Consider the following 22,064-nt stretch of genomic DNA (forward strand, 5'->3'; position numbering starts at 1 on the left):
TGAGTGTGGTTACCCACTTCGATATCGGAGGTCTTCTTTCACCTCAAATCCCGATCACAACCTCCCGAGGAAGTACACCTAGCAATTCGTCGGAGGTGACGCGCACCTGAATGTCATAGTAGCTTTCGAAGACCGTCGGCAGCCGAGCATCGCGCCCGGCAGCGAGCCTCACACCTTGTTGCGGCTGATGAGCTGCTTGGCGATCACGTTCAATTGGATCTCGTTGGTGCCTTCGCCGACGATCATCAGTGGAGCATCCCGGTAGTAGCGTTCGACGTCGTATTCGGTTGAGTATCCGTAACCGCCGTGGACGCGGATGGCGTCGAGAGCCACTTCGGCTGCCATCTCCGAGGCGTAGAGCTTCGCCATTCCAGCTTCCATGTCCACCCGCGCTCCGGAATCGTAGACGCGAGCGGCATGAAGAACCAGCTGACGTGCGGCCTCGAGCTTCGTGGCCATCATGGCAAGCCGATTGCCGACGGCCTGGTGCTTCCAGATCGGCTTGCCCATCGATTCACGCTCCTGGGCATACTTCACGGCGTCGTCGAGCGCCGCCTGCGCTACCCCGAGAGACCGGGATGCGACCTGGATGCGGCCGATTTCGAGTCCCTTCATCATCTGCTTGAAGCCGACGCCTTCGACCTCGCCGAGCAGTTGAGACTGTCGCTGACGGAAGTTCTCGAAGGACAGTTCGCATGTCTCGACGCCCTTGTACCCGAGCTTCGAGAGATCCTGGGAGATGGTGAAACCCTCGCCCTTCTCCACGAGAATGATCGAGATGCCCGCATGGCGAGGTTCGGCAGTCGGATCGGTCTTGCACAACAGCGCGATGAGGTCGGATTTGCGGGCGTTGGTGATCCACGTCTTCGATCCGTTGATGACGTAGTCGCCCCCATCCTTGATCGCGGTGGTGCGCATCGCCTGGAGGTCGGATCCGCCGCCGGGTTCGGTCAGCGCCATGGTTGCACGCAGCTCACCGGTGGCCATCCGGGGCAGGTAATGATCCTTCTGCTCGCTGGTGCCGAATTCCTGGATGAGCTTCGCGACGACGGTGTGTCCGCCCATCGCACCCGCAAGAGACATCCACCCGCGAGCGAGCTCCTGCGTGATGAGTGCATACGCCTCGGCAGAGACCTTGCCGTCACCCCACGGTTCGTCGATGGCGAGCCCGTAGATGCCCATGTCCTTCATCGTCTGAATCCAGCTGTGCGGGTACTCGTTGGCATGCTCGAGTCGATTGACCGAGGGCTTGACCTGTTCGTCGACGAATTGCGCGACCAGGTCGATCATCATCTGTTCTTCACTGCTGACTGTCATGGCATCAGTCCCCTGCTTTCATACTGGTGTCTGTTTGACGGCGTGCACTGGATTTCTCTCTGGGCATGTCCTGCCTGGCCGGAGCTCGGTCAGTCCTATCCGGCGCCGGCGCGGATGAAGCCAGCTGCCAAGTAGCAGCCGCTGGCACGGCCCCGGCACTGCAGCGCTCAATCGTGATGGCGTGAGCACTACGGCCAGTGAGCTGACACAGGTCAAACAGCGCGGCAACGGACTGCTTGCGGCTCATGACCATCACGGCTGTCAGCGGCAGATCGGGAACCTGCCAGATGTCATGCCGAGCGACAGCGTGTGCCAATGCGGGCGCCTGAACTGTTGCGGCCATTGCCCCTTCACAGTGTGGGATAGGTCTCTGACGATCACATCATACATATTTCCGAAAATGATGCATTATATGGCATCCGTGAGACCATCGCGTCTGTAGACTGGACTCGCCAGCGCACGTACCAAGGAGGCGCGTGCGGACCACGGATGGACGGAAAGCGATGAGGTGACGTGGACTCAGCATCGACGAAACGGGACGTCATCGTCCTCGGACTGCGTCGGAAGATCCTCTCCCGCGAACTCGATCGCGGTCAGCGGCTGCGGCAGGATCAAGTCGCCGAGTGGTTCAGCGCTTCGATCACCCCAGTCCGTGAGGCACTGCGCATTCTCGAAGCCGAAGGACTCATCACCTCGGAGGCTCATCGCGGTGTGCGCGTCGCAGGTGTCGACGTCGATCGGCTCAAAGCCCTCTATGTCACTCGACGGCTAACCGAGACTTTCGCCATCGCACGCGCGACCACGCGGATCTCCCGGCATGAACTGCGGCAGGCCGAGCATCTGCTAGAGGATCTTGACCGCGCCAGTGCAGACGGCGATTCCTTCGCTCGCAACACTCTCAATGAGCAATTCCACTTCTTCTTCTACGACCGCTGCGGCTTGCCCGCGTTACGCGATGACATCGCCACACGCTGGCGAGCCTTCCCGTGGGACCTCACACTCGACAGCTCAGAGCGGGTTTGCCAGGTCCGGTTGGAGCACCAGGCCATCGTTGACGCCGTTCGGGAAGTCGACCCCGACGCCGCAGCGCACCATCTTAGCGAGCACATCACGAATGGGTTCCTCCGCTTGGCGGAGTCGACCACCGGGGAAACGGTCTCCGATCCCTTTGACTTCGACTCGGACTGACGCCTGCTCACGACGCTCGCTCACGGAATTTGATCACGACACCAGCCGGGGTATAGATTCCTGCTCGTAGGCGTAACCCGCATCACAGCGCAAACGGTGTCTCGCCAGCGCGCTTCATCCCCGCTCTTGTGAGCCTTTCCGCGTCGGCAGACACGTCATCCCCATATCTCCAGTCCCCATCCGATCCTCCTCGAAAGGCCCCTGCCGCAGATGCCCGCACCAGCAGTGACCCTTGACCGAATCGCAGAAGAGTTCGACGACCTGGACGTCGGTTACGAGCTCGACGAAGAGCACATCGCGACCATCCTCGACGGCATCGCACTCGTCGTCATGTCACCCCAGCCGCCGGTGCTCATGCTGACCGGCAGGTGGCTGTGGGATCTGCAGGCAGACGAGGACGTCGAGAAGGCGCTTGCCTTCGCTCACGAGTTCAACGAACGGGCATACCAGCCGCGGCTCACTGTCGAAGAGGGTGAGGACGAGAACGAGGGCACGGCTCACGTGTACTTCAGCTGCTCTATGCCTGCAGGCGCCGGCATGACCGACGAGCAGCTCACCGGCGCCGTCGAGATGGGCTTGCAGGCGATGTCGATGGCCGCTGCCGCACTCTGTGACGAATTCCCCCACCTCGAGCCTTCCGACACGAACGAGGAGAACTGACATGGCCCGGTTCAAGAAGAAGCCGGAAGCACCTGCGGAGGTCACGCTCGAACGGATCGCTCAGAGCCTGCAGAGCAAAGACATCAACCATCAGCTCTTCGAGAGCGAAGACGGGCACCCGGCGACGCTGTTCGTGCCGGTCGACGATGTGCAGATCACGATCATGCTCGACGGCGGATGGCTGTGGGTCTCAGGCAAGCGATTCGACACACCGCTGACGCAGGAGCGCGGGCCCGAGGTGCTCGGCTGGCTCAACAGCTTCATGTCCTCGACACGATTCGGCACCGGCGTCGTCACACTCGACACGGACACCGGGTGCTACGACCTGCACTACAACGCCTACTTCCCCGTCGAAGAAGGCCTGCACGACGACCAGCTCGACGAGTACATCCTCGCCGGTGTCAACTGCGTCCTCGACGGCGTGGTGAGCTTCTGCAGCCACTTCCAGATCCCCGTCACCCCGGGCTGACAGATCGGCGTACCCGTTGCGGCCGATCGGTGGAACCGACCGGCCGTGACGGCTCTGTGAGCTGCAGAGCTGATCCTGCCCGCTGCTGAAAAGAACCACACATGCTCGCCCCCGATTCCCTTCTCGCAGCCGACGTCGACGCCGTCTGGGGCTTCGACTGGCTGACCCACTCGCCTGTCGCTGTAATGATAGGCACAGTGCTCACGGCCGTCATCGGACTCATCGTCCTTGTCTGGAGACTCGTGCGCACGCTCGCACCGTCGCTGCTGGAGCACAAACCGGACGACGCCTTCGCCATCGCCGCGATCAACCGGCTCGAACCTACGGGAATGCGCATCGATGACTCACAGCAGTACCGCGTGCACATGCGCGTCTACACTCCCGACGGTCAGGACTTCGACACGATCAGCAGACAGACCTTCTGCGAGCACGAACTCATGACAATCAGCCCCGGAAACCTCGTTCCGGTCACCGTAGACCCGGCCGACCGCTCGCGAGTGCGGTTCCACACAGAGGCACAGCTGCTCGACGCGCACGAGGTGTACGACCGGGTCCGCACGGAGCTGGGACTGACTGACGCCCGCACCGCGGAGATCATCGCCCGCGGCGTCCGAACAACAGGGACGGTACGAACCGCAGGCTCACCGGCCGGATCCGCCACGGCCACTCCGAACTGCTCGTCACGGTCCAGTTCATCTGCACCGACGGGCGTCCCGTCACCCGCACGAAGAGTGCGTGGCTCCTGCCGATGTGGTTCCCCAGCATGGAGATCGGATCCCAGGTCACCGTCGCCTATCTGCCGGAGGACGACTCCCAGTTCATCGCCGGCGGAACTCTCTACACGTACGACTGACCACGCTCTTTCACCTACGGCTGACCGCGCTCATACGCCCACGCCTAACCGCACTCAGCCAAGCTGCGCTGCTCGGCTACTCGTCGCCGTCCATCGACAGATCGAGGCTCTCAGCCGTGCCCCGGTCCATCTGGAACATCGAGATCTCACCAAGGCCCTGCAGGGTGATCGTCTGCCGGTTGGAGAACACGTACTCCCCTGACCGCTCCAGAATCCGCGCCGTCTCCCAGTCGGTGGCCACCGTGCCCGGCTCACCGATTGCCGTCAGCCTGGCAGCAAGGTTCACCGTCGAACCGAACACGTCGCCCAGCCGGGACAGCACCCGCCCCCAGGCAAGCCCCAGCCGGGCCTGTGGCAGCTCCTGGTCGCTGATGATGAGGTCGCGGATCGTCAGCGCGATCTCGGCACCGGCCTGCGGGGTCTCGGCGACGAAGAACACCTCATCGCCGACGGTTTTGATGACCCGCCCGTTGCCGGTGGCGACGACATTGAAGACGATGTCCTGGAAGCGCTTGACGAGGAACGCCAGCTGCTTGGGCTCCAGCCGCTGGGACAGGCGGGTGTAGGAGACGAGGTCGACGAAGCCGACCGAGCGGGCCAGCGGCATCTGGGAGTCATACCAGCCCTGCCGGTTCTCGATCGCCAGGCCTTCGGCGACATTGACGTTCATGCGCCCGAGTGCGCCGGCGAGATTGCGCCGCCATGCGTAGACGAGGACCCGTTCGAGCGGCTTGATGCTGCTCTCGAACAGCTCGATCGCCTGCTGCCGAGCCTCGGTCTCCTCCAGCCCGCGGGTATCGGACAGGTACTCGACGAGCGTCTCCATCTGCCATACGACAAGCCGGTCGCTCGTCTGGCCGATGGCGCGGGCAAGCGAAAGCACCGTGGCCTCATCGAGCACGCCGGTGTCGACGACCGAGGCGATCTCGCGCAGCGCCTTGGCGTCCTCGACGGTGAAGGCGGTCTGACCTTCGGGCACACGTGCCATACCGAGGGCACGCCAGAACTTACGGGCAGCGACTGTGGAGACGCCGGCGAGTTGGGCGACCTCCTTGCGGGTGAGCACGCGCTTGCCGCCGAGCAGACTCTCCTCAAGCTTCTGGGCTGCTGAGCGCAGGTGGTAGATCGTGTCCTCGATCTCGGCCTTCTCCCGCTCGTCGACGATCGATTCGTCGACGGTCTCGGGTATGGGCCGGGATCCCGCCAGTCGGGCGGCGAAGGCCTCCTGGGCAGCTGCGGCGACAGCGTCGAGCGCCTCGTCGCCGAGTTCCTCAGAGGCGAGGTTCTCGTCGGCGTTGGGCGTTTCGGTCATCGGGCCGGCCTCAGGTGGGTGACGTCGCCGGCGCTGACCACCTCGCGGCCGTGACCGGTGTCGATGATGAGGTTGCCGCCAGCATCGACGCCGACGGCGCGCCCGCGCACCTGGGTGCCGCCGGGCAACTCGGCGCGGACATCCATGCCGAGGGTGGCCATGCGGTTGCGGATCTCGTCAGCGGCCACGGACTGGGAGAACGCCTCGGCGGTTGAGGAGCCCAGCAGGAACGGGGTCGCCTGGTGCACACGGCGCAGCACCTCGGCCAGCAGCACCTCCCGGGAGATCGACCCGCCGGCCAGCGTCAGCGAGGTGGCAGTCTCGACCGGGAGTTCGTCTGCGGTCATGTCGACGTTGATGCCGATGCCGAGGATCACGGCCATCTCGGCCGCATCGGCCGCAGGCAGCTGGGTGGCGCGGGTGAGGATCCCGCAGATCTTCTTCCCGTCAACGAGTACGTCATTGGGCCATTTCACCTGCGCATCGACACCGGCGGTTCCCACCGCCTCGGCGACGGCCCAGCCCGCGATGAGCGGCAGCCAGCCCAGGCCGGCCAAATCGAACCCCACCGGCACCCGCATGACGGTCGAGAACGTCAGGCTGGCAGCAGCCGGGACGGTCCAGGTGCGACCGAGCCGGCCGTGGCCGGCGGTCTGATGATCGGTGCCGTAGACGGCATAGTCAGCCCACGCCTCGGGAGCGGTGGCGATCGCCTCGACGAGCGCATCATTGGTCGATGGGCAGGCGGCTGGCCACTCGATGCGCGGGACGGTGACCTCGGCGCGGGCGAGCGCGGATCGCAGGGCAGGGATATCAAAAGAAGGGCGGGAAGGAACGGTGTGCACCAGATCACTGTATGGCTTTTGGCGGCTTCGCACAACGCAGGAGGCGGGCGGTACATTAGTGCCATGACCGAAAGCACTGTGCCGCGTACCACCGCCGAACGCATCGCCGCGTTCGAATCCCGTCGTCAGGCCGCGCATGCCGGAAACGAGCGTGCCGTTGCCAATCAGCACAAGCGAGGCAAGCAGACTGCCCGCGAGCGCATCGACCAGCTGCTCGATGACGGGTCGTTCCAGGAGATCGACGAGTTCGTCCGCCACCACAACACGCAGTTCGGGATGGAGACCAACCGGCCCGACGGCGATGGCGTGGTCTGCGGTCTCGGCACGATCGACGGACGAACGGTGGCGGTGTTCGCCCACGACTTCACGGTGCTCGGCGGGTCACTGGCAGAGGCGAATGGTCGCAAGATCGTCAAGGTGCAGAAGCTCGCACTCAAGCTCGGCTGCCCGATCATCGGCATCAACGACTCCGGTGGTGCCCGCATTCAGGAAGGTGTGGGCTCGATTGCACTGTTCGCTGAGATCTTCAAGTGGAACGTCGCATCGTCTGGTGTCATCCCGCAGATCTCGCTCATCATGGGCCCGTCTGCCGGTGGTGCGGTCTACTCCCCTGCGCTGACCGATGTCACGATCATGGTCGATGGGACCAGCCACATGTACATCACCGGCCCCGACGTCATCAAGACCGTCACCGGTGAGGACGTCGGCCATGAGGAGCTCGGCGGTGGGCGGACCCACAACTCGGTGTCCGGCAACGCCCACTACCTGGCAGCCGATGAGACCGATGCGCTGAACTTCGTGTGCGATCTGCTCTCCTTCCTGCCGCAGAACAACCTCGATGACGCCCAGGACTTCGACGCCCCGGCCGATCTGACCGTTGATGATGAGGATCTGGCCCTTGATGAGCTGATGCCGGATTCGCCCTCGCAGCCCTATGACATCCTCGATGTCGTCACCAGGGTGCTCGATGAGGGTGAGTTCCTGGAGATCTCCGAGCTGTTCGCTCCGAATGTGTGCACCGGGTTCGGCCGCGTCGAAGGAACCACGGTCGGTGTCATCGCCAACCAGCCGATGCAGCTGGCCGGCACGCTCGACATCGACGCCTCAGAGAAGGCCGCCCGGTTCGTGCGGCTGTGCGATGCCTTCAACATCCCGATCCTCACATTCGTCGACGTGCCCGGGTTCCTGCCCGGCACCGACCAGGAGCTCGGCGGCATCATCCGCCGCGGTGCGAAGCTCATCTACGCCTACGGTGAGGCGACCGTGCCGCTCATCACCGTCATCACCCGCAAGGCCTACGGCGGCGCGTACTGCGTCATGGGCTCCAAGCAGCTGGGTGCTGACCTCAACCTCGCGTGGCCGAGCGCGCAGATTGCGGTCATGGGTGCACAGGGGGCTGCCAACATCGTCTACCGCCGCAAGCTCAAGGCCGCTGGCGAGGCCGGTGAGGACGTCGACGCGCTGCGCGATGAGCTCATCCAGGACTACGAGGACGCGCTGCTGAATCCGTACAAGGCCGCCGAAGAGGGTTACATCGACGCGGTCATCAAGCCGAGTGAGACCCGCGAGCGGATCGTCCGCGGGCTGCGCGCGCTGAAGAACAAGCACGTCGATCCACCGGCCCGCAAGCACGGAAACATCCCGCTGTGACTGGCGAGCACGCAGATCAGCCGATCACTCCCACCGACGGGGATCTCGACGGCATCGAGGTCACCGTCGACAAGCGACCCGCTGGCGCTCTCCTCTCCCCTGATGAGGAGCGGCGCTTGGCCCGTGCCGCCGTGGCGGCCGCGTTGGTTGCGGTGCGCCAGCTGGCCGGTGCCGCTGCCGAGGAGCCGGTGAGGAGGGCCGGTGGGTTCGCCGACCCCAGGCGGAAGGTGCGCCGGCCGATGCCGGCCAGCTGGCGGCGCCGCTGATGGCAGGCGAGCAGTTGGCCTATGAGGGTGTGCTCGTAACGGCTTTCGAACCGTTCGGCGAGCATGACGCGAACCCTACGATCGCCGCCGCCGAGGCGGTCGCTCGCGAATGCCCCGGTGTCGTCACCGAAGTGCTGCCAGTGGAGTTCGAAGCTGCGACGAAGCGGGTCCGTGAGCTCATGGACGACCACCAGCCGCACACCGTCATCAGCCTGGGGCTGGCGGCAGGACGGACGGAGATCACTCCCGAGCGTGTGGCCATCAACGTCATGGACGCCCCGATCCCAGATAACGCCGGCGCCCAGCCGATCGACGAGCCTGTCGTCGGGGGAGGGCCAGCCGCGCATTTCCTTACGCTGCCGAACAAGGCGATCGTGCAGGCGCTCAAGGATGAGGGAATCCCGGCGAGCCTGTCGAACTCGGCTGGGACGTACGTGTGCAATGCGGTGGCATACGCGGCTGCTGAACACGCACAGTCAGCGGGCATGAACACACGGACTGGGTTCATCCATGTGCCGTCGGCTCAAGAACCGGGCGCTCAGGCAAACCCCGCGCCGTCGATCCTACAGACCGTCATCAGTGCTGCGATCGTCTTAAGCGTGCAGACGAGCCTGTCGCCCCGAGAAGGCGTTCCCCCGACTGCGATGGGGACGACGTTATAGAACGGAATCCACCGCATCCGGGGAGTCGTGACGCCGGATAGAGGAACGATCATTCTGTTCCTGTGGAATCACCCAAATCGGGCAGGTTGTCGACGATCTCCATGGTCTCAAGACTCACGGCGGTGATCTTTCCGATGAGGTCGATGATGTATCGGGGCTGCCCGTGCTCGCGTGACCAATCGTTGGGGTCGTTGACGATCCCCGACGCTTTGTGAGCCGAGATCTTGTAGCGCTCCAGAATCCAGTCCAGGCCCGACCTTGACCCGAGCATGTACCGCTGCGCTTCCTCCGGAATCCCGGTGATCGTGATGTACGGATTGTACCGGATGGTCGTCTTATCCCACGCGCCGGCCTTGCCGCCGTAGCGCATCTTCGTCACCGCATAGAGTTCGTACTCGTCCTCCGGCAGCACCGTCGCCAGCTCCGCAGTCAGCGGGTACGGCTGCACGTCCTCGTAGCCGATGTGGATCCGGCTGAGCTGCCGGCCCGCCTTCACAAATGCATCGAACCGCTCCTTACCTGGCACCTGCGGGATCCTGGGCAGGGCTTTGCGCAAGTCAGCAGCATAGCGAGTGCGGTACTCCTCCGAGTGCAGCAGCCCGTACACATAGAAGAAGATATCGTCCTTGCTGACATCAGCACCGTAGGCAGCCTGATACTGGCTCAGCGCCCAGTCGGTGATGTTGTCGACCTTCTGCCTGCCTGTGAACAGGCCGTCGTCGCCGAGGTCCCGGTAGGCATATCGTGCAAAGAGCTGTCCCGTATCGTGCAAGTGGAGATCTGGAATCAAATCAGTCGCGATAACCGAGAATGACGGGTAATGCGTCGAAGGAGAGGTCAGATAGAACCCAAAGTTATCCGACTCTGAACCCGAGAATAACCCTGGCGTAATACCTGGAGCATGATTAATAAGCCTATCAAAATACCCATACTGTCGATTAAACGGCCGGTAGAGTCCGACTCGAATTTTTTCCTCCGAGAACGACAGCTTCTTTCTCTGCCTCAAGGCATTTCGAAGACTCAGCGTCCAGCTAATTTTTTGAGGATCAAAATCAATAAAGTCTTCAGCGGGAAGTGGAGACCCTGCACTGACCCAGCGATCAACCTCGCTGTTGTAGAAATCAATCATTCGCGCAATGTTTGTCGAAACCTCGGCCTTAAGGCTGCTGTATACCCACGCATCACGCCCCGCTTCGATCCCACGGCCATAAACATCAAAAATAGTTTCCTTTGTATTAGTCCGTTTGTCACCTATAAGCGGATATTGCTCATAGTGAGGGTCTCGCTGGTTGATCCCGTCGCCGTAGTCGTTCGGCGTGATGCGCTGCCACTCAATGGTGGAGAGGCTGCCGGAGTCCAAGATCTGCAGCCAATCCAGGCAGCGGGAGCGCTCAAGGACGTTGAAGGTGCCGTCAACATGCTGTGCCTGCATCTCCAGGGCGGACTGGGCATCGCTGCGGCTGACCAGGAGTTCTTGGCCGACTTTTTCAAACTGGTCTGCAATGGCTTTGGACTCCTTGATGTTGCGAGCAAAGGCCACCGCACGATTCATGGGAGCGTCGTCCGTGATGGACAGGCGCGTGCCATTGACGCCGCGCTTGGAGAGCCCGTTCCAGCAGCCCACGATCCTGGCGACATCGTCCAAGTTGAGGTCGCCGTCTTCGGAAAGCAGCTGCTGGAAGGATGAGGCAACTGATCCTTCATCGACGGCCAGGATGAGCACCTTGTAATCAGAAAGGTGGCCCAGCTCGACAACTCGGCCGAAACCCAGGTGGTGGAACTCCGGGCCGTACTGGGACTCGTCATCCATGGAGTACATCTTCACGCCGTCCTGCGCGGCCTTCGCCCGGGAGTCTTCGACGTAGATCCTGGGAGTGGCCGTCATATAGAGGCGCTTGGCTGCCTGAATGAAAGCGTTGTCGTGGACGCGGACAAACGCGGAATCATCTGCTCCGGGTTGAGAGATGCCCGTAGTGCGGTGAGCCTCATCGCAGATGACCAGGTCGAACTCCGGCAGGCGGCTAGTGTGGGCTGGCGCGGCGGAGTGCTGCCCGGCTGCTTCCTGCTGGGAGATACCCTGTTGGGCGGCGTGAATGACGTCGATGGACTGATAGGTGGAGAACACAACGGTGATCGCATCATCGCTGTGGCCGAGCTCGAACCTCTGTACGAGGACCTCCGGGTCGGTGGTGACGGGGAAGCCCAGGTCATGCGAGGAGACGTCTTCGTTCTGCTTTCGTCCCACCGAGGTATCCGAACACACCGCCAGCGGTCGCAGAGGAACCCCGGCCTGTGCCGCCCATTCATTGAGGGTCTGCTACAGCAACGCGATCGACGGGACAAGGAACAGCACAGTGCCGCCGGGCTTGACGAATTCCTCCACCAGGGATAATGCGGTGAAGGTCTTGCCAGTCCCACAGGCCATGATGAGCTTTCCGCGATCATGGGTTTGGAAGCCGGAGATAACATCGTCGATCGCTTCGCGCTGATACTTCCGCAGCTGCTTGGCCGGCTTGGCGACAAGAACTTCTGGTTGGTTGAAGTCGAAGATCGACCAGTCGATGGTGGATTCAGCGAAGTCTTTCAGCCGTACACGCTGGACTTCTTTAGACTGATCACGCAGCGCGTCCTCGGCATGCTTCGACCACTTGTCCGTGGAAGTGATGATCATTCCGCGCGAGAAAGCATCCCTGCCGAGCTCGGTGAAGAAGGAGTCGATGTTGGCCTTCTGCAGCGAGCGCTCAGGGTCGAAGAACTTCGCCTGAATGGCCACCAGTTCGCCAGTGTAGCGGTCTTCTGCGACAAGGTCTACGCCGGTGTCCACCAGTCCGTTGCGGCCAGGCCAGTCCATCCACCGCCACACCTTCGAGAACTGATCCGCATATTTGGGTTCGGTCTGGAGGTAGGACTCCAAAAGGCGTTCGAACTTCGACCCCGCTCGGTTTTATCCTCTGTGGAGAAGTACAGTCGATCAAAGACCTCATCAAACGCCATCGCAGTCATGCATCCGATTATGGCTGAAGATTCGGCATCGGTGTGAGACCAGCGTCAGCGCATTTGCTTAGTGTCGTGGATCGGCACCGTAGCCGGAGGCTAGATCGATGCGGTTGAGGAGGCCCTGGCCGGCTTCGTAACTGCACAAGTTCTCCAGGAAGAGATCTGTGAACTTCGCATGCCGGTCGGTGGTGTCGCCGGACATGTGCGGAGAGATGACGACATTCGGACAATCCCACAGCGGATGGTCGGCAGGCAGCGGCTCGGGATCCGTGACGTCGAGGATGGCAGCTGCCTCAGGCCGGGCGTGCATCGCCCGCGCCAGTGCGACATTGTCAGCAGTCACGCCGCGGCCGACGTTGACGAACACAGACTTCGGCGCGAGCGCGTCGAGGAGAGCGGCGTTGAGCATGCCAGTGGTCTCCGCGGTGGCCGGCAGAGCCGCGACGACGACCGAGTACCCGCCGATCACCTCGGGCAGGTCAGCGAACTGCAGGGCTTCGCCGAACACCGGATCCAACGGCCGGGAGGAGCGCCGGACGCCGGCGACCATGGGCACACCGATGTGCTTAAGCGCGCGGGCACAGGCGGTGCCGATGCCACCAGCTCCAATAATGAGCGCGGTGAGCTCTTCGTTGCCGAGCGGTTCGCGGTAGTCGGCCCTACGCTGCCGCGTGTCGTAAGCCGAGCGGACGAGGCCCTTGGACCACATGAGCACTGCGGCAACGGTGAAGTCGGCGATCGCAGCATCGAGCACGCCCTGCGAATTGGTGAGCACCACTTCGGAAGCGGCGAGCTTCTCCGTCATCAGATGCTCGACACCGGCCATGGTGACGTGCACCCAGCGCAGCCCCGGTGCCAGATCGAGCAGCCTATCGATCTCCTTCCAATAGCCGGCGCGAACGAACGCCACCTCGGTATCGGGCAAGATCTCCGGCAGCTGATCCGGCAGGATGCGCTGCAACCGGCAGCGACTCTCCAGCTGCCCGATGCGCGGATCATCAGCACCGTCGGTACGGTCGATGACACAGAGCTTCACCATTTCACTTCATCCCTCCAGCCGGTGCCGGGCAGGGTGCCCGGCACCGGCTGCGCTCAGTTCCTTCCGGCGACGATGTTGGCTGCCTTGCCGAAGAACGACGTCTCCGTGCCGCCGCGGCGGTGTTCGATGTTGTCAGCGAACTGGTACAGCGTCTGCACTGCGCGTGAGCCGATCCAGCGCAGCGGCTCCGGCTCCCAGTTGCGCGGAACCTTGCGCACCCACGAGGAGGTCGTCAGGCCACTGGACTTCTCCGTCGCGATATCGGCCACGGTGCGGCCGGCCACATACGCAGCGGTGACGCCCTGGCCTGCGTAACCGCCGACGCGCACAAGCCGGGTGCTGCGGTTGACGTCGACGAACGGCGACCAATCGCGCGGCACACCGAGAATGCCCCGCCACGCGTGGGCGAACTCCATCGGCACGGTCGGGAACAGGCCGCGCAGGGTGTCGGTGAGCTGCTGGATGGTGTTGCGGTCGAGTTCACCATTCCTGTCGAACTGCGATCCCCAGAAGTACGGGATCCCGCGCCCGCCGATCGCGATCCGGTCGTCTGCGGTGCGCTGGGAGTAGAAGTACATGTGCTGGGCGCCGGACATGCACTCGTAGCCGTCCCAGCCGATCTCCTGCCACGCCTCAGCACTCAGCGGCTCAGTCACGACCATCGAGGAGATCATCGGCAGCAGCTCGCGCTTCATGCCCGGCATCGCCGAAGTATAGCCCTCAGTGGCGAGAACGACGAGCTTACCGAAAGCATGCCCGCGGCTGGTACGGCAGTCGCCGTGGGTGATGTCCTCGACATGGGTGTTCTCGTAGATCGTGACTCCCATGTCCTCGCACAGCTCTGCGATCGCATACGCCAGCTTGGCAGGGTTGCACTTCACGGAGTACGGGCTGAAGATGCCGCCGGTGACGCCTGAGACGTGAACACGGGAATAGGTCTCCTCGGCATCCATAAGGCGCAATTCGTCTTCGTTGAATCCCCAGGCGCGATCTGCGGTGACGTGTGCCTTGAGGCGTTCGAGTTCGGAGTCGGTGCGCGCGATCTGCATCCATCCGCCGCGGTGAGCGTCGATGTCCTTGTTCTCCGACTTCATGAGGTCGTCGATCTCGTAGACCGCCTGGTGGCAGACGCGCTCCATTGCAGCGACTGCCTCACGGCTGACAGTGTCCGAGATGAGGTTCTTGCGCAGGCCGACGGTCTTGCCGGTGATCCATCCGCCGTTGCGGCCCGAAGCGCCGAAGCCGACGTACTCCTGGTCGAGGACGACGACGTCGAGTGCCGGGTCATTCCTCTTCAGCCAGTACGCCGTCCACAGCCCTGTGTACCCAGCTCCGACGATGACGACATCAGCGTGCACATCGCCTTCGAGCCGCTCACGCCGACGTGCGAGGCTCCTGGTCGAATCGAGCCAGAATGACCCGTTGCCGTTCTTCATTGCTCTCCCTCCGTTGTGACTGTCGCTGCAGTGGTTTCGAGGACACGAACGTCCTCGGGATCCCAGGTGAGGAACACCTCGTCGCCGATGTCGATAGTGGGTGCCTTATGGCTGCTGGTGCGAACGACACCGCCGCCGTGTTCGGCCTCCACCGAGTGCTTGACTGAATGGCCGACGAACACCGTGTCCGTCACGCGTGCTGGGACCAAGGGTTGGCCGGGGCCAACAGCTGCCGCATCGGGCACGATGGTGACGCTTTCAGGACGGATCATGAGTTCGGCACTGCCGGTGTAGTCGGCCTCAACCGGGAATGCCGTCTGACCGGAAGTGAAGACGCTGCCGGAGTCGGTGCGCTCCACTTGCCCCGCGATGTGGATAGATTCGCCGAGGAACCGGGAGACGAAGTCGTTCGCTGGGTCGGAATACAGCTCTGCAGGGCTGCCGATCTGCTGGATACGGCCGTGGTTGAAGACAACGATCCGGTCGGACAGGGCGAGTGCTTCATCCTGGTCGTGGGTGACGTAGATGACGGTGGTGCCCAGTTCGCGGTGGATGCGACGGATTTCAGACTGCAGGCCCTCACGCAGGGCCTTGTCCAGGGCGCTGAGCGGCTCATCCATGAGCAGCAGCGGTGGGTCGTAGGCGATCGCGCGGGCCAGTGCCACACGCTGTCGCTGTCCGCCTGAAAGCTGGGCGGGTGTGCGGGTGCGGTACTGGGTCAGATCGACGGTCTCCAGGGCACGGGCGACGGCTGCTTCGCGAGCCTGCTTGTCGAAGCCGTGTTGCTTGAGAGGATATTCAACGTTCTTCTCCACGGTCATGTGAGGGAACAGCGCGTAACCCTGGAAGACCATACCGATATTGCGCTTGTGGATCGGGATGTCGGTGATGTCCGAACCGTTGATCCTGATACGCCCGGAGGTGGGCTCGTCGAAACCGGCGATCATGTTGAGCGTCGTCGTCTTTCCCGAACCGCTGGGCCCGAGCAGGGAAACGAACTCGCCTGGTTCGACGTCGATGGTGATGTCTCCGGCTGCAGTCACAGATCCGTAGCGTTTCGTGATGCTCTCTAGAGCCAGGGCAGCGCCGGTAGTCCTGTGGGTCATCGGCGATTCCTCCTCAGTTGTTGCGACAGGATCGAGCCCAATGCCGCAGCGGTGGTGGTGATCATGATGAGAGTGGCGGCTGCAGCAATGGTGGGGTCAACCTCGCGCTGCAGCCCGGAGAACATGCGGACCGGCAGGGTCTGCAAGTAGGGACTGGAGATGAACGTCGACACCACGACCTCGTCGAAGGAGGTGATGAAGGCGAAGAACGCTCCAGACAGGATGCCAGGCAGCAGCGCTGGCACCGTGACGGTCATGAAGGCGCGCGGCTTGCTGGCTCCGCAGATCCAGGCAGCACGCTCCAGCTGAACGTCGTAGGCGGCCAGCGTTGAGCCGACCGTGACGACGACGTAGGGAACGGCCAGCACGGTGTGGGCCAGCAGGAAACCGGGCAGGGTGCCGACGAGCCCGATACGCAGGAACAAACCATAGAGACCGACACCGAAGATGACGGATGGGATGAGCATTGGAAGGATGAGGAAGTTGCGCCCAAAGGCCTCCCGAATACCGGAGACCTTCGACAGACCGTAGGCGGCCAGGGTGCCGATGACGGTGGCGATGATCGCGGTGAGGATCGCGATCTGCACAGAGTTGAGCAATCCGCCCAGCCACTGGGAGCTGGCGAAGAAGTTCTCGTACCAGCGCAGGGAGAATCCCTTGGGCGGGAACGCCAACGACCGCTGTTCGTTGAAGCTCATGGGAATGACGACCAGTGTCGGTGCCACCAGCCAGAGGCCGACGAACACGCTGGCGACCCACAGGAAGATCCGTGACTTACTCACAATCCCATACCTCCGACCTTTCCGATTCTGACTCCGAAGACGCGTGCGATGAGGAAGAGCAGCAGGAACACCGCACCGACCAGCAGGAGCAGCGCTACTGCCAAGGCACCGCCGCGGCCCCATGCCAGGAGTTCGATCACCTGAGTGAAGAGCGCGTTGGGCACGAGCTGCTCACGCGGGGAGCCGAGCAGCGCGGGTGTGATGTAGAAGCCCAGCGAAAGGATGAAGACGATCAGCGAGCCAGCAAAGACACCGGGCAGCGAGAGCGGAAAGTACACGGAGAGGAAGGCCCGCCACTTCGGGGCACCCATGATCTGGGCAGCCAAGGGCAACTTCATGTCGATGCCGAGCATGACCGAGACCATCGGCAGCACCATGAAGGGCATGAGCACTTGGCACATGCCGATGAGCACGGCAGTGTTCGTGCCCAGGATGCTGACTGCCGGCAGGCCGACGGCATCGAGTGCGCTGTTGAGCAGGCCGTTGCGCTGCAGGATGATGATCCATGCGAACGCGCGGACCATCATCGACGTCCAGAAGGGCAGCAGGACGACGACCATGAGTATGCCCCGGACCAACGGGGTAGTGGTCGCCATGAGGTAGGCATACGGATAAGCGAGTACGGCGGTGATGAGCGTCGCCAGCAATGCGGTGTACACAGTCCGCACGATGACCCCCTGAGCCGTCTCGTTGGTCATCATCCACTCGAAGTTCTGCACCCCCAGCTGCGGGTCCGTAAAGCTCCGCGCGATGATGATTCCAACTGGCAGGATGAACGCCAATGCGATGAGCGCCATCGCGGGCCAGGCCAGGCTGTAGGTCTTCGAGTTCGCACTCGTGCTCACGACGACCTCCTTCTCTGTTGTCACAGTTCTCCTACGCCGCTCAGCTGTGCACCGAATGGTTCACACAGCTGAGCGGTGTTGGAATGGTCAGTTGTTCAGCCAGCCGCTCCAGATCTCTGAGAGCTCGTCACGGTTCTGTCCCCAGTACTCTGCATTCTGCGGAACGGTCACCTCAGAAACCTCGGGACGGGAGACATCAAACTCCTTCGCTGCCTCGGAGAAGTTCGGCTTCGAGTCGACGTTGACTGGCGAGTAGCTGGTGAGCTCGGCCATTTCGGTCTGCTGTTGCTCACCGAGTGCGTAGTTGATGTACGCATAGGACGCCAGGCGGTTGGGCGAGCCCTTCACAATTGAGAACGAGTCCGAGGCAAGGAACCCCTTGTCCCAGACCGGTTTGAAGTTCGCTCCGTTCTCGTTGGCTTCGAAGATGCGACCGCTCCATCCGAAGATCATGTCTGCTTCTCCGGACTGCGCCTGTTGGGTCTGGTCGGCGCCGCTCTGCCAGTAGACAAGGTCATCCTTGATGGTGTCCCACTTCTTCAATGAGCGCTCGGTGTCGAGCGGGTACATCGAGTCGAATTCGACTCCATCGGCGAAAAGCGCTGCTTCGAAAGTTCCGGCGGTCGGGTTCGGCCGGCCCTCGACGCCGCGTTTGCCCGGGAACTTCTCGGTGTCGAAGAAGTCTTCCCAGGACTGAGGCGGGTTGTCACCGTACTTGTCGGCGTTGTAGAAGAGGCCGTAGACGTAGATGAGGGAAGGCACGAAGCATTCGCCGCGCGGCGCGCCCTCCGGGATCTTTGAGTCGTCGATGAGACTCATATCGAGCTTCTCGAACTGGTCGCCGCAGGATGCCTCATTCATCGTCGGACTAGCGTTGACGACGTCCCAGGCGATGTTGCCGGACTCAACCTGGGCCTGGACCTTCGCTGGGTCTGTGGGGCCGTCGGAGAGCACCTCGGCACCGGAGATCTCGGAGAACGGTTCGGAGAATGCCTTGACCTGGCCGTTCTGGAACTCACCTCCCCAGGAGACGAAAGTCATCGTCGTGCCTTCGAGCAGGCCCTCGGCGACCTCCCCGCTCGTCGGGTTCTTGAAGTCATCCTCGTTGAGGTCACTGCCCCCGCTTCCGCCTCCTTGCATGCAAGCAGAGAGAACAAGCGGGACTGTCAGAGCCAAACCTGCCAGAGCCTTCTTTCTCATTTCCTTCTCCTTCTCCTTACCGGTGGTTCTTGATGATGAGCAGGGCCTCACATGGGTTGGGGCCAGGATTGTAGACAACGTTCTGGCGCGTGGAGGCGAAGTCGAGGCTGTCGCCCTCGCGCAGAATGTGGACATCGGCGCCGAGCTCGATACCGAGGAACTCCGACTTGCAGATCCACAGCTCAGTTCGTGACGTTCCCGATGGCGTGCGCAGTCCAGTGCTGGATCCTGGGGGAAACTCGAACATGCAGACGTCGACATCAACCATCTCTTCTCGCGTCAGAACGAACTTGTCGACGCCGTTGTAGTCGAAGCGGCGATAGCTGTCCTTCCGTATGATCCGCCCGGGCTGCTGCGCCGGTGGGGAGAAAAGGTGCCCGATCGTCGTGTCGAGTGCCGCGCAGATGCGGTTGAGGGTCGTTATGGTGACATCGGTGTGGGAGCGTTCCAACTGGCTGATGAATGAAGTGCTGACGCCCGCGTGTTTGGCCAGCTCGGCCTGTGTCAGCTGCGCCTTGCTGCGCAGCGCCCGGATAGCGGCGGCCACGTCGGCCGAAGACGCTTCGGATACAGATGCTGCAGGAGGAGCAACATTGACAGTGTCGCTAGAGGACGTCATTGGAATCTACCTCTCACCATTGAGTGCCACCCACATTAGTGAAAAGTGACCGCAGTCACAAGAGTCTCACTAAATTTTCCGACAGTCTCACTGCATTCTCAAGTGGTGAGAATGCAGTGAGACCAACGACTCCGCCTTGATTCTCCACCCCGCACCGCGCCTGCGCCCGCCTCGGTCTGCACAGAAGCCAGCACGCGGGTGCTGCTATCAGCAGACGCAGCGCGCCGGTGGCGAGAGGCGCTCGGAGACGCGACCGGCCGAAGGAGTCGTGCCGTTCGTCAGGCAGCTGAAGAGCAGCCTAAGGCGCGCCGGAGTTCTTGAACTGCAGCCGCCTGAGCTTCGTTCCCTGGTGAGGAGGCAATCGAAGCTGGGTTGCGGTCGTGATTGCAATCGGATGCTGTCTCCGCGCACATGCGGTGGCTCTCCCAGGGCCCATAGAGCCTGGTCGCGGTCGGCTGGTGAGACCTGGAAGCGCTCGGTGAGGCGTCCTTCAGCTCAGATCCCGATCACAAGCTCTGAGGGAGGGACAGCTGACCGACTCAGCCTCTCCTGCGCGCAGCCACGACTCCGAGCCCGCCTGCGACGAGCAGTACAGCCCCAGCCGCCAGCGGCCAGAGTCCGGCGCCGGTGCGCGGCAGCGACGAACGGTCATCGCGCCTCGGAACATCTTCGTCACGTGAGGACTCGTCATCATTGCGCTTGCCGTCGTCGTCACCCGGGCCCTCGGATGGGCTGCTCGTGGGATCCTCTGAAGGGTCGGCAGAGGGGCCATCCGTTGGGTCGTCACTGGGATCGCCTGACGGGTCGCCGGTGGGTTCTGGTGTCGGCGTTTCCGAATCGGTCGGTTCCGGAGAGGGCGACTCTGCATTCTCCACTGGATCGACGAAGACTGCCTGCCACGGGCCGTACTCGCCGGATCCGTTCCGCGCTCGTGCGAAGACGAATTTGGCCTGTTCCGAGCCTTCCTTTGCAATGGTGGCTTCGAAGTCGACGGTCTCCCCCGCCTCGGCAACGGCAGGCTCGCCTGGAGCGGTCGACTCCCCGGCATCAAGGGCGGTGCGATCGACCGCGGCCTGGATCTCGACATCGTCGATCTGTGTGACTGCCGGCCGGCGCTCAGCCGACCCTGCGTCCTGGCCATAGGCGTCATCGGTTGCTGTGCCGGTGACGATGATGGACCCGTCGTCCTGACGCTCAGCTGTCAGTTCGGACACGACACCGCCAAGCGAGGCGGTGTAGGGCTCGTAGGCGGCCTCAGCGGCGAAGCGCAGACCAGGCCGGACCTTCTGCCAGTAGTCATCGGCGCGCTGGAAGCCGGGGAAGAAGCCGCCTTCGCGGGCGGTGCCGATCTCGTAGACGTAGCCGGGTACGCCGAGTTTGCCGTAGGCGTAGTCGAAGTCGCCGCCCGAGGCGTTGTACAGCACATCGCCGGGTGCACCGGTGGCATAGTCGTTGCCGAACGACTGCCGGAAGGCACCGGCGATCAATGCGTCGGCGTTGGGGAGGTTTGCAGTGTTGTCGAAACCATACGGATAGAGGATGAGGTCCGAATACGAATGCAGGTGAATATAGGTGCCGGCCCGCTCGTCCGGCGCAGCGGTCGTCGTCTCAACGTCGTAGGTGCCGTAGAGGTCTTCGAGCAGGTCCTTGAGCGCTGCCACCTCAGGTTCGGACGCCGGTGCGGATCCCTTGTAGAGGACGCTGCTCGGATCGCTGCTCGTTGACGCGCCGCCCCAGCCGTAGGGCCAGTTCCGATTGAGGTCAATGCCGGGCTGGCTGCGAGACCAAGGCGCACCGGTGTCTTCGAACCCTGCGGTGTTCTGATTCTTGCGCTGCCACGCCTTTGAGGCGGAGTTCGGATTGCCGTCACCGGCCGGTGTCATGTCGACGCCATCGGCAAAGGCCTGCTCCACGACGTCGATGCTGTCGGGATTGTGCTGGAAGCTCACCCACACCTCGGTCGAGTCGAGCAGCGAGGTGATCTGCGCGTCGGTGCCGTAACCGTCGATGAGCTCGGTGGCGAAGCGCCAGGCCATCTCGCTGGTGATGATCTCACGCGAGTGCGTCTGCGCGCCGAGGAAGAACCGCGGCTTGCCGTCCTGCCCGTCAGCATACTCGGGCTGGTCGGCGACGTCGGCGGTGATGCGCACGGCGACGAGGTCGTGCCCGCCCTGGCCCTGCTGCTTGAGGAAGGTATCTCCGTAGTCGACGTGCTGGACGAGCTCTGGATACTGGGATGCGAGGTCCTGGGCGAACTGCGCATAGGCACTGGTGGTGCGATAGCCGTTGAAGAACGTGTCGTAGTCAGCGGCATTGAGCTTGGCCGGCACCGGGGCGGGTGCAGCCGGCTGTGCGCTGGCAGGGCGGGCGCCGAGGGAGTCGGCGTAGTTTTCGGCAGTGACCGAGGCTCCGGTCTTCTCCAGTTCCTCGGCGAGGTCCTGATCGCCGAGGACGATGACATTGTCGCCTTCTGCGCTGACGATGTCGAGATCGCCGAGCGTCTCAGAGGCCTCCTCGACGTCGTCGGCCGGAACTGTCAGCAGCAGCACGTCACCGGCGGGAGCGGCGAAGGCGGCACCCGCGCTGGTGGCGGAGGCTAGGAGGGCGGCGACGGCCGTGCCGGCGCCAAGACGGTGCAGGGTGTTCTTCATGGGTGACTTTCTCTTCGTTGAGCACGCCCGGGTCATCGATGCCCGGGATCAGCCATACAGCATCCTATGACACTCTTCACAGTTTCGAGGGTCGGTGTTGCTAAGATTCGTCATATCTGCTGGTGAGAGACCAGTGGCGGAAGAGTGCGTGAAACTGCCTTCGACGG

At 62.8% G+C, this 22,064-nt stretch carries 19 protein-coding genes; 6 read left to right on the forward strand and 13 right to left on the reverse strand.

Going from position 1 to position 22,064, the window contains the following annotated elements; translation table 11 throughout:
• Positions 1-168 precede the first annotated feature (168 nt).
• On the reverse strand, positions 169-1,317 hold the full coding sequence (locus tag H9634_RS13425; RefSeq protein WP_191727316.1) for an acyl-CoA dehydrogenase family protein: 1,149 nt from the start codon (positions 1,315-1,317) through the stop codon (positions 169-171).
• A 513-nt stretch (positions 1,318-1,830) separates the two neighbouring features.
• Here H9634_RS13425 and H9634_RS13430 point away from each other — a divergent pair.
• From H9634_RS13430 to H9634_RS13440, 3 genes are all read left to right on the forward strand, one after another.
• On the forward strand, positions 1,831-2,505 hold the full coding sequence (locus H9634_RS13430; RefSeq protein ID WP_191727317.1) for a GntR family transcriptional regulator: 675 nt from the start codon (positions 1,831-1,833) through the stop codon (positions 2,503-2,505).
• 225 nt (positions 2,506-2,730) lie between these two features.
• Positions 2,731-3,165 (forward strand): YbjN domain-containing protein, encoded by a 435-nt coding sequence (locus H9634_RS13435; protein WP_191727318.1) that lies wholly within the window; start codon positions 2,731-2,733, stop codon positions 3,163-3,165.
• A 1-nt stretch (position 3,166) separates the two neighbouring features.
• Complete coding sequence (locus H9634_RS13440) at positions 3,167-3,634, forward strand: YbjN domain-containing protein (RefSeq protein WP_191727319.1); 468 nt, start codon at positions 3,167-3,169, stop codon at positions 3,632-3,634.
• Between the two features lie 929 nt (positions 3,635-4,563).
• On the opposite strand, the gene H9634_RS13445 is transcribed toward H9634_RS13440, so the two are convergent.
• Both H9634_RS13445 and H9634_RS13450 read right to left on the reverse strand, forming a co-directional pair.
• On the reverse strand, positions 4,564-5,799 hold the full coding sequence (locus H9634_RS13445) for an adenylate/guanylate cyclase domain-containing protein (protein ID WP_191727320.1): 1,236 nt from the start codon (positions 5,797-5,799) through the stop codon (positions 4,564-4,566).
• Positions 5,796-6,644 carry a biotin--[acetyl-CoA-carboxylase] ligase gene (locus H9634_RS13450; RefSeq protein ID WP_191727321.1) on the reverse strand — a complete coding sequence of 283 codons (849 nt, stop codon included), beginning with the start codon at positions 6,642-6,644 and terminating at the stop codon, positions 5,796-5,798. Before H9634_RS13450 ends, H9634_RS13445 begins: the two co-directional genes overlap by 4 nt.
• A 63-nt stretch (positions 6,645-6,707) precedes the next feature.
• On the opposite strand from H9634_RS13450, the gene H9634_RS13455 reads away from it, so the two are divergent.
• From H9634_RS13455 to pcp, 3 genes are read left to right on the forward strand one after another with little or no spacing between them, the layout of a single operon-like run.
• The gene (locus H9634_RS13455; protein ID WP_191727322.1) at positions 6,708-8,294 is read left to right on the forward strand and encodes an acyl-CoA carboxylase subunit beta; all 1,587 of its coding nucleotides are present in this window, start codon (positions 6,708-6,710) and stop codon (positions 8,292-8,294) included.
• Complete coding sequence (locus H9634_RS13460; RefSeq protein WP_191727323.1) at positions 8,291-8,560, forward strand: hypothetical protein; 270 nt, start codon at positions 8,291-8,293, stop codon at positions 8,558-8,560. Before H9634_RS13455 ends, H9634_RS13460 begins: the two co-directional genes overlap by 4 nt.
• Entirely contained in the window at positions 8,560-9,222 is a 663-nt protein-coding gene (pcp, locus tag H9634_RS13465; RefSeq protein WP_191727324.1) for a pyroglutamyl-peptidase I, read from the forward strand. Before H9634_RS13460 ends, pcp begins: the two co-directional genes overlap by 1 nt.
• A 49-nt stretch (positions 9,223-9,271) precedes the next feature.
• Here pcp and H9634_RS13470 read toward each other — a convergent pair whose 3' ends face one another.
• From H9634_RS13470 to H9634_RS13510, 10 genes are all read right to left on the reverse strand, one after another.
• On the reverse strand, positions 9,272-11,467 hold the full coding sequence (locus tag H9634_RS13470) for a type ISP restriction/modification enzyme (protein ID WP_318245124.1): 2,196 nt from the start codon (positions 11,465-11,467) through the stop codon (positions 9,272-9,274).
• Between the two features lie 72 nt (positions 11,468-11,539).
• The gene (locus H9634_RS14625; RefSeq protein WP_263598819.1) at positions 11,540-12,073 is read right to left on the reverse strand and encodes a restriction endonuclease; all 534 of its coding nucleotides are present in this window, start codon (positions 12,071-12,073) and stop codon (positions 11,540-11,542) included.
• Between the two features lie 210 nt (positions 12,074-12,283).
• Positions 12,284-13,258, reverse strand: coding sequence for a D-2-hydroxyacid dehydrogenase (locus tag H9634_RS13475; RefSeq protein WP_191727325.1), 975 nt, complete (start codon positions 13,256-13,258; stop codon positions 12,284-12,286).
• Positions 13,259-13,311: 53 nt separating this feature from the next.
• Complete coding sequence (locus tag H9634_RS13480) at positions 13,312-14,694, reverse strand: NAD(P)/FAD-dependent oxidoreductase (RefSeq protein WP_191727326.1); 1,383 nt, start codon at positions 14,692-14,694, stop codon at positions 13,312-13,314.
• Positions 14,691-15,800: an ABC transporter ATP-binding protein gene (locus H9634_RS13485; RefSeq protein WP_191727327.1), complete on the reverse strand. Its 1,110-nt coding sequence runs from the start codon at positions 15,798-15,800 to the stop codon at positions 14,691-14,693. The genes H9634_RS13480 and H9634_RS13485 overlap by 4 nt, the downstream gene beginning before the upstream one ends.
• Positions 15,797-16,582 (reverse strand): ABC transporter permease, encoded by a 786-nt coding sequence (locus H9634_RS13490; protein WP_175294283.1) that lies wholly within the window; start codon positions 16,580-16,582, stop codon positions 15,797-15,799. Before H9634_RS13490 ends, H9634_RS13485 begins: the two co-directional genes overlap by 4 nt.
• Positions 16,579-17,451 (reverse strand): ABC transporter permease, encoded by an 873-nt coding sequence (locus tag H9634_RS13495; protein WP_318245125.1) that lies wholly within the window; start codon positions 17,449-17,451, stop codon positions 16,579-16,581. Before H9634_RS13495 ends, H9634_RS13490 begins: the two co-directional genes overlap by 4 nt.
• A gap of 63 nt (positions 17,452-17,514) precedes the next feature.
• On the reverse strand, positions 17,515-18,567 hold the full coding sequence (locus H9634_RS13500) for an ABC transporter substrate-binding protein (RefSeq protein WP_191727328.1): 1,053 nt from the start codon (positions 18,565-18,567) through the stop codon (positions 17,515-17,517).
• Positions 18,568-18,643: 76 nt separating this feature from the next.
• A complete protein-coding gene (locus tag H9634_RS13505) occupies positions 18,644-19,246 on the reverse strand; it encodes a helix-turn-helix domain-containing protein (protein ID WP_191727329.1) in 603 nt (200 codons plus the stop codon).
• Between the two features lie 539 nt (positions 19,247-19,785).
• Positions 19,786-21,897, reverse strand: coding sequence for a M14 family zinc carboxypeptidase (locus tag H9634_RS13510; RefSeq protein WP_191727330.1), 2,112 nt, complete (start codon positions 21,895-21,897; stop codon positions 19,786-19,788).
• Positions 21,898-22,064 lie beyond the last annotated feature (167 nt).

Origin of the sequence: Brevibacterium gallinarum (assembly GCF_014836885.1) — a bacterium.
In the GTDB taxonomy this organism is placed as follows: domain Bacteria; phylum Actinomycetota; class Actinomycetes; order Actinomycetales; family Brevibacteriaceae; genus Brevibacterium; species Brevibacterium gallinarum.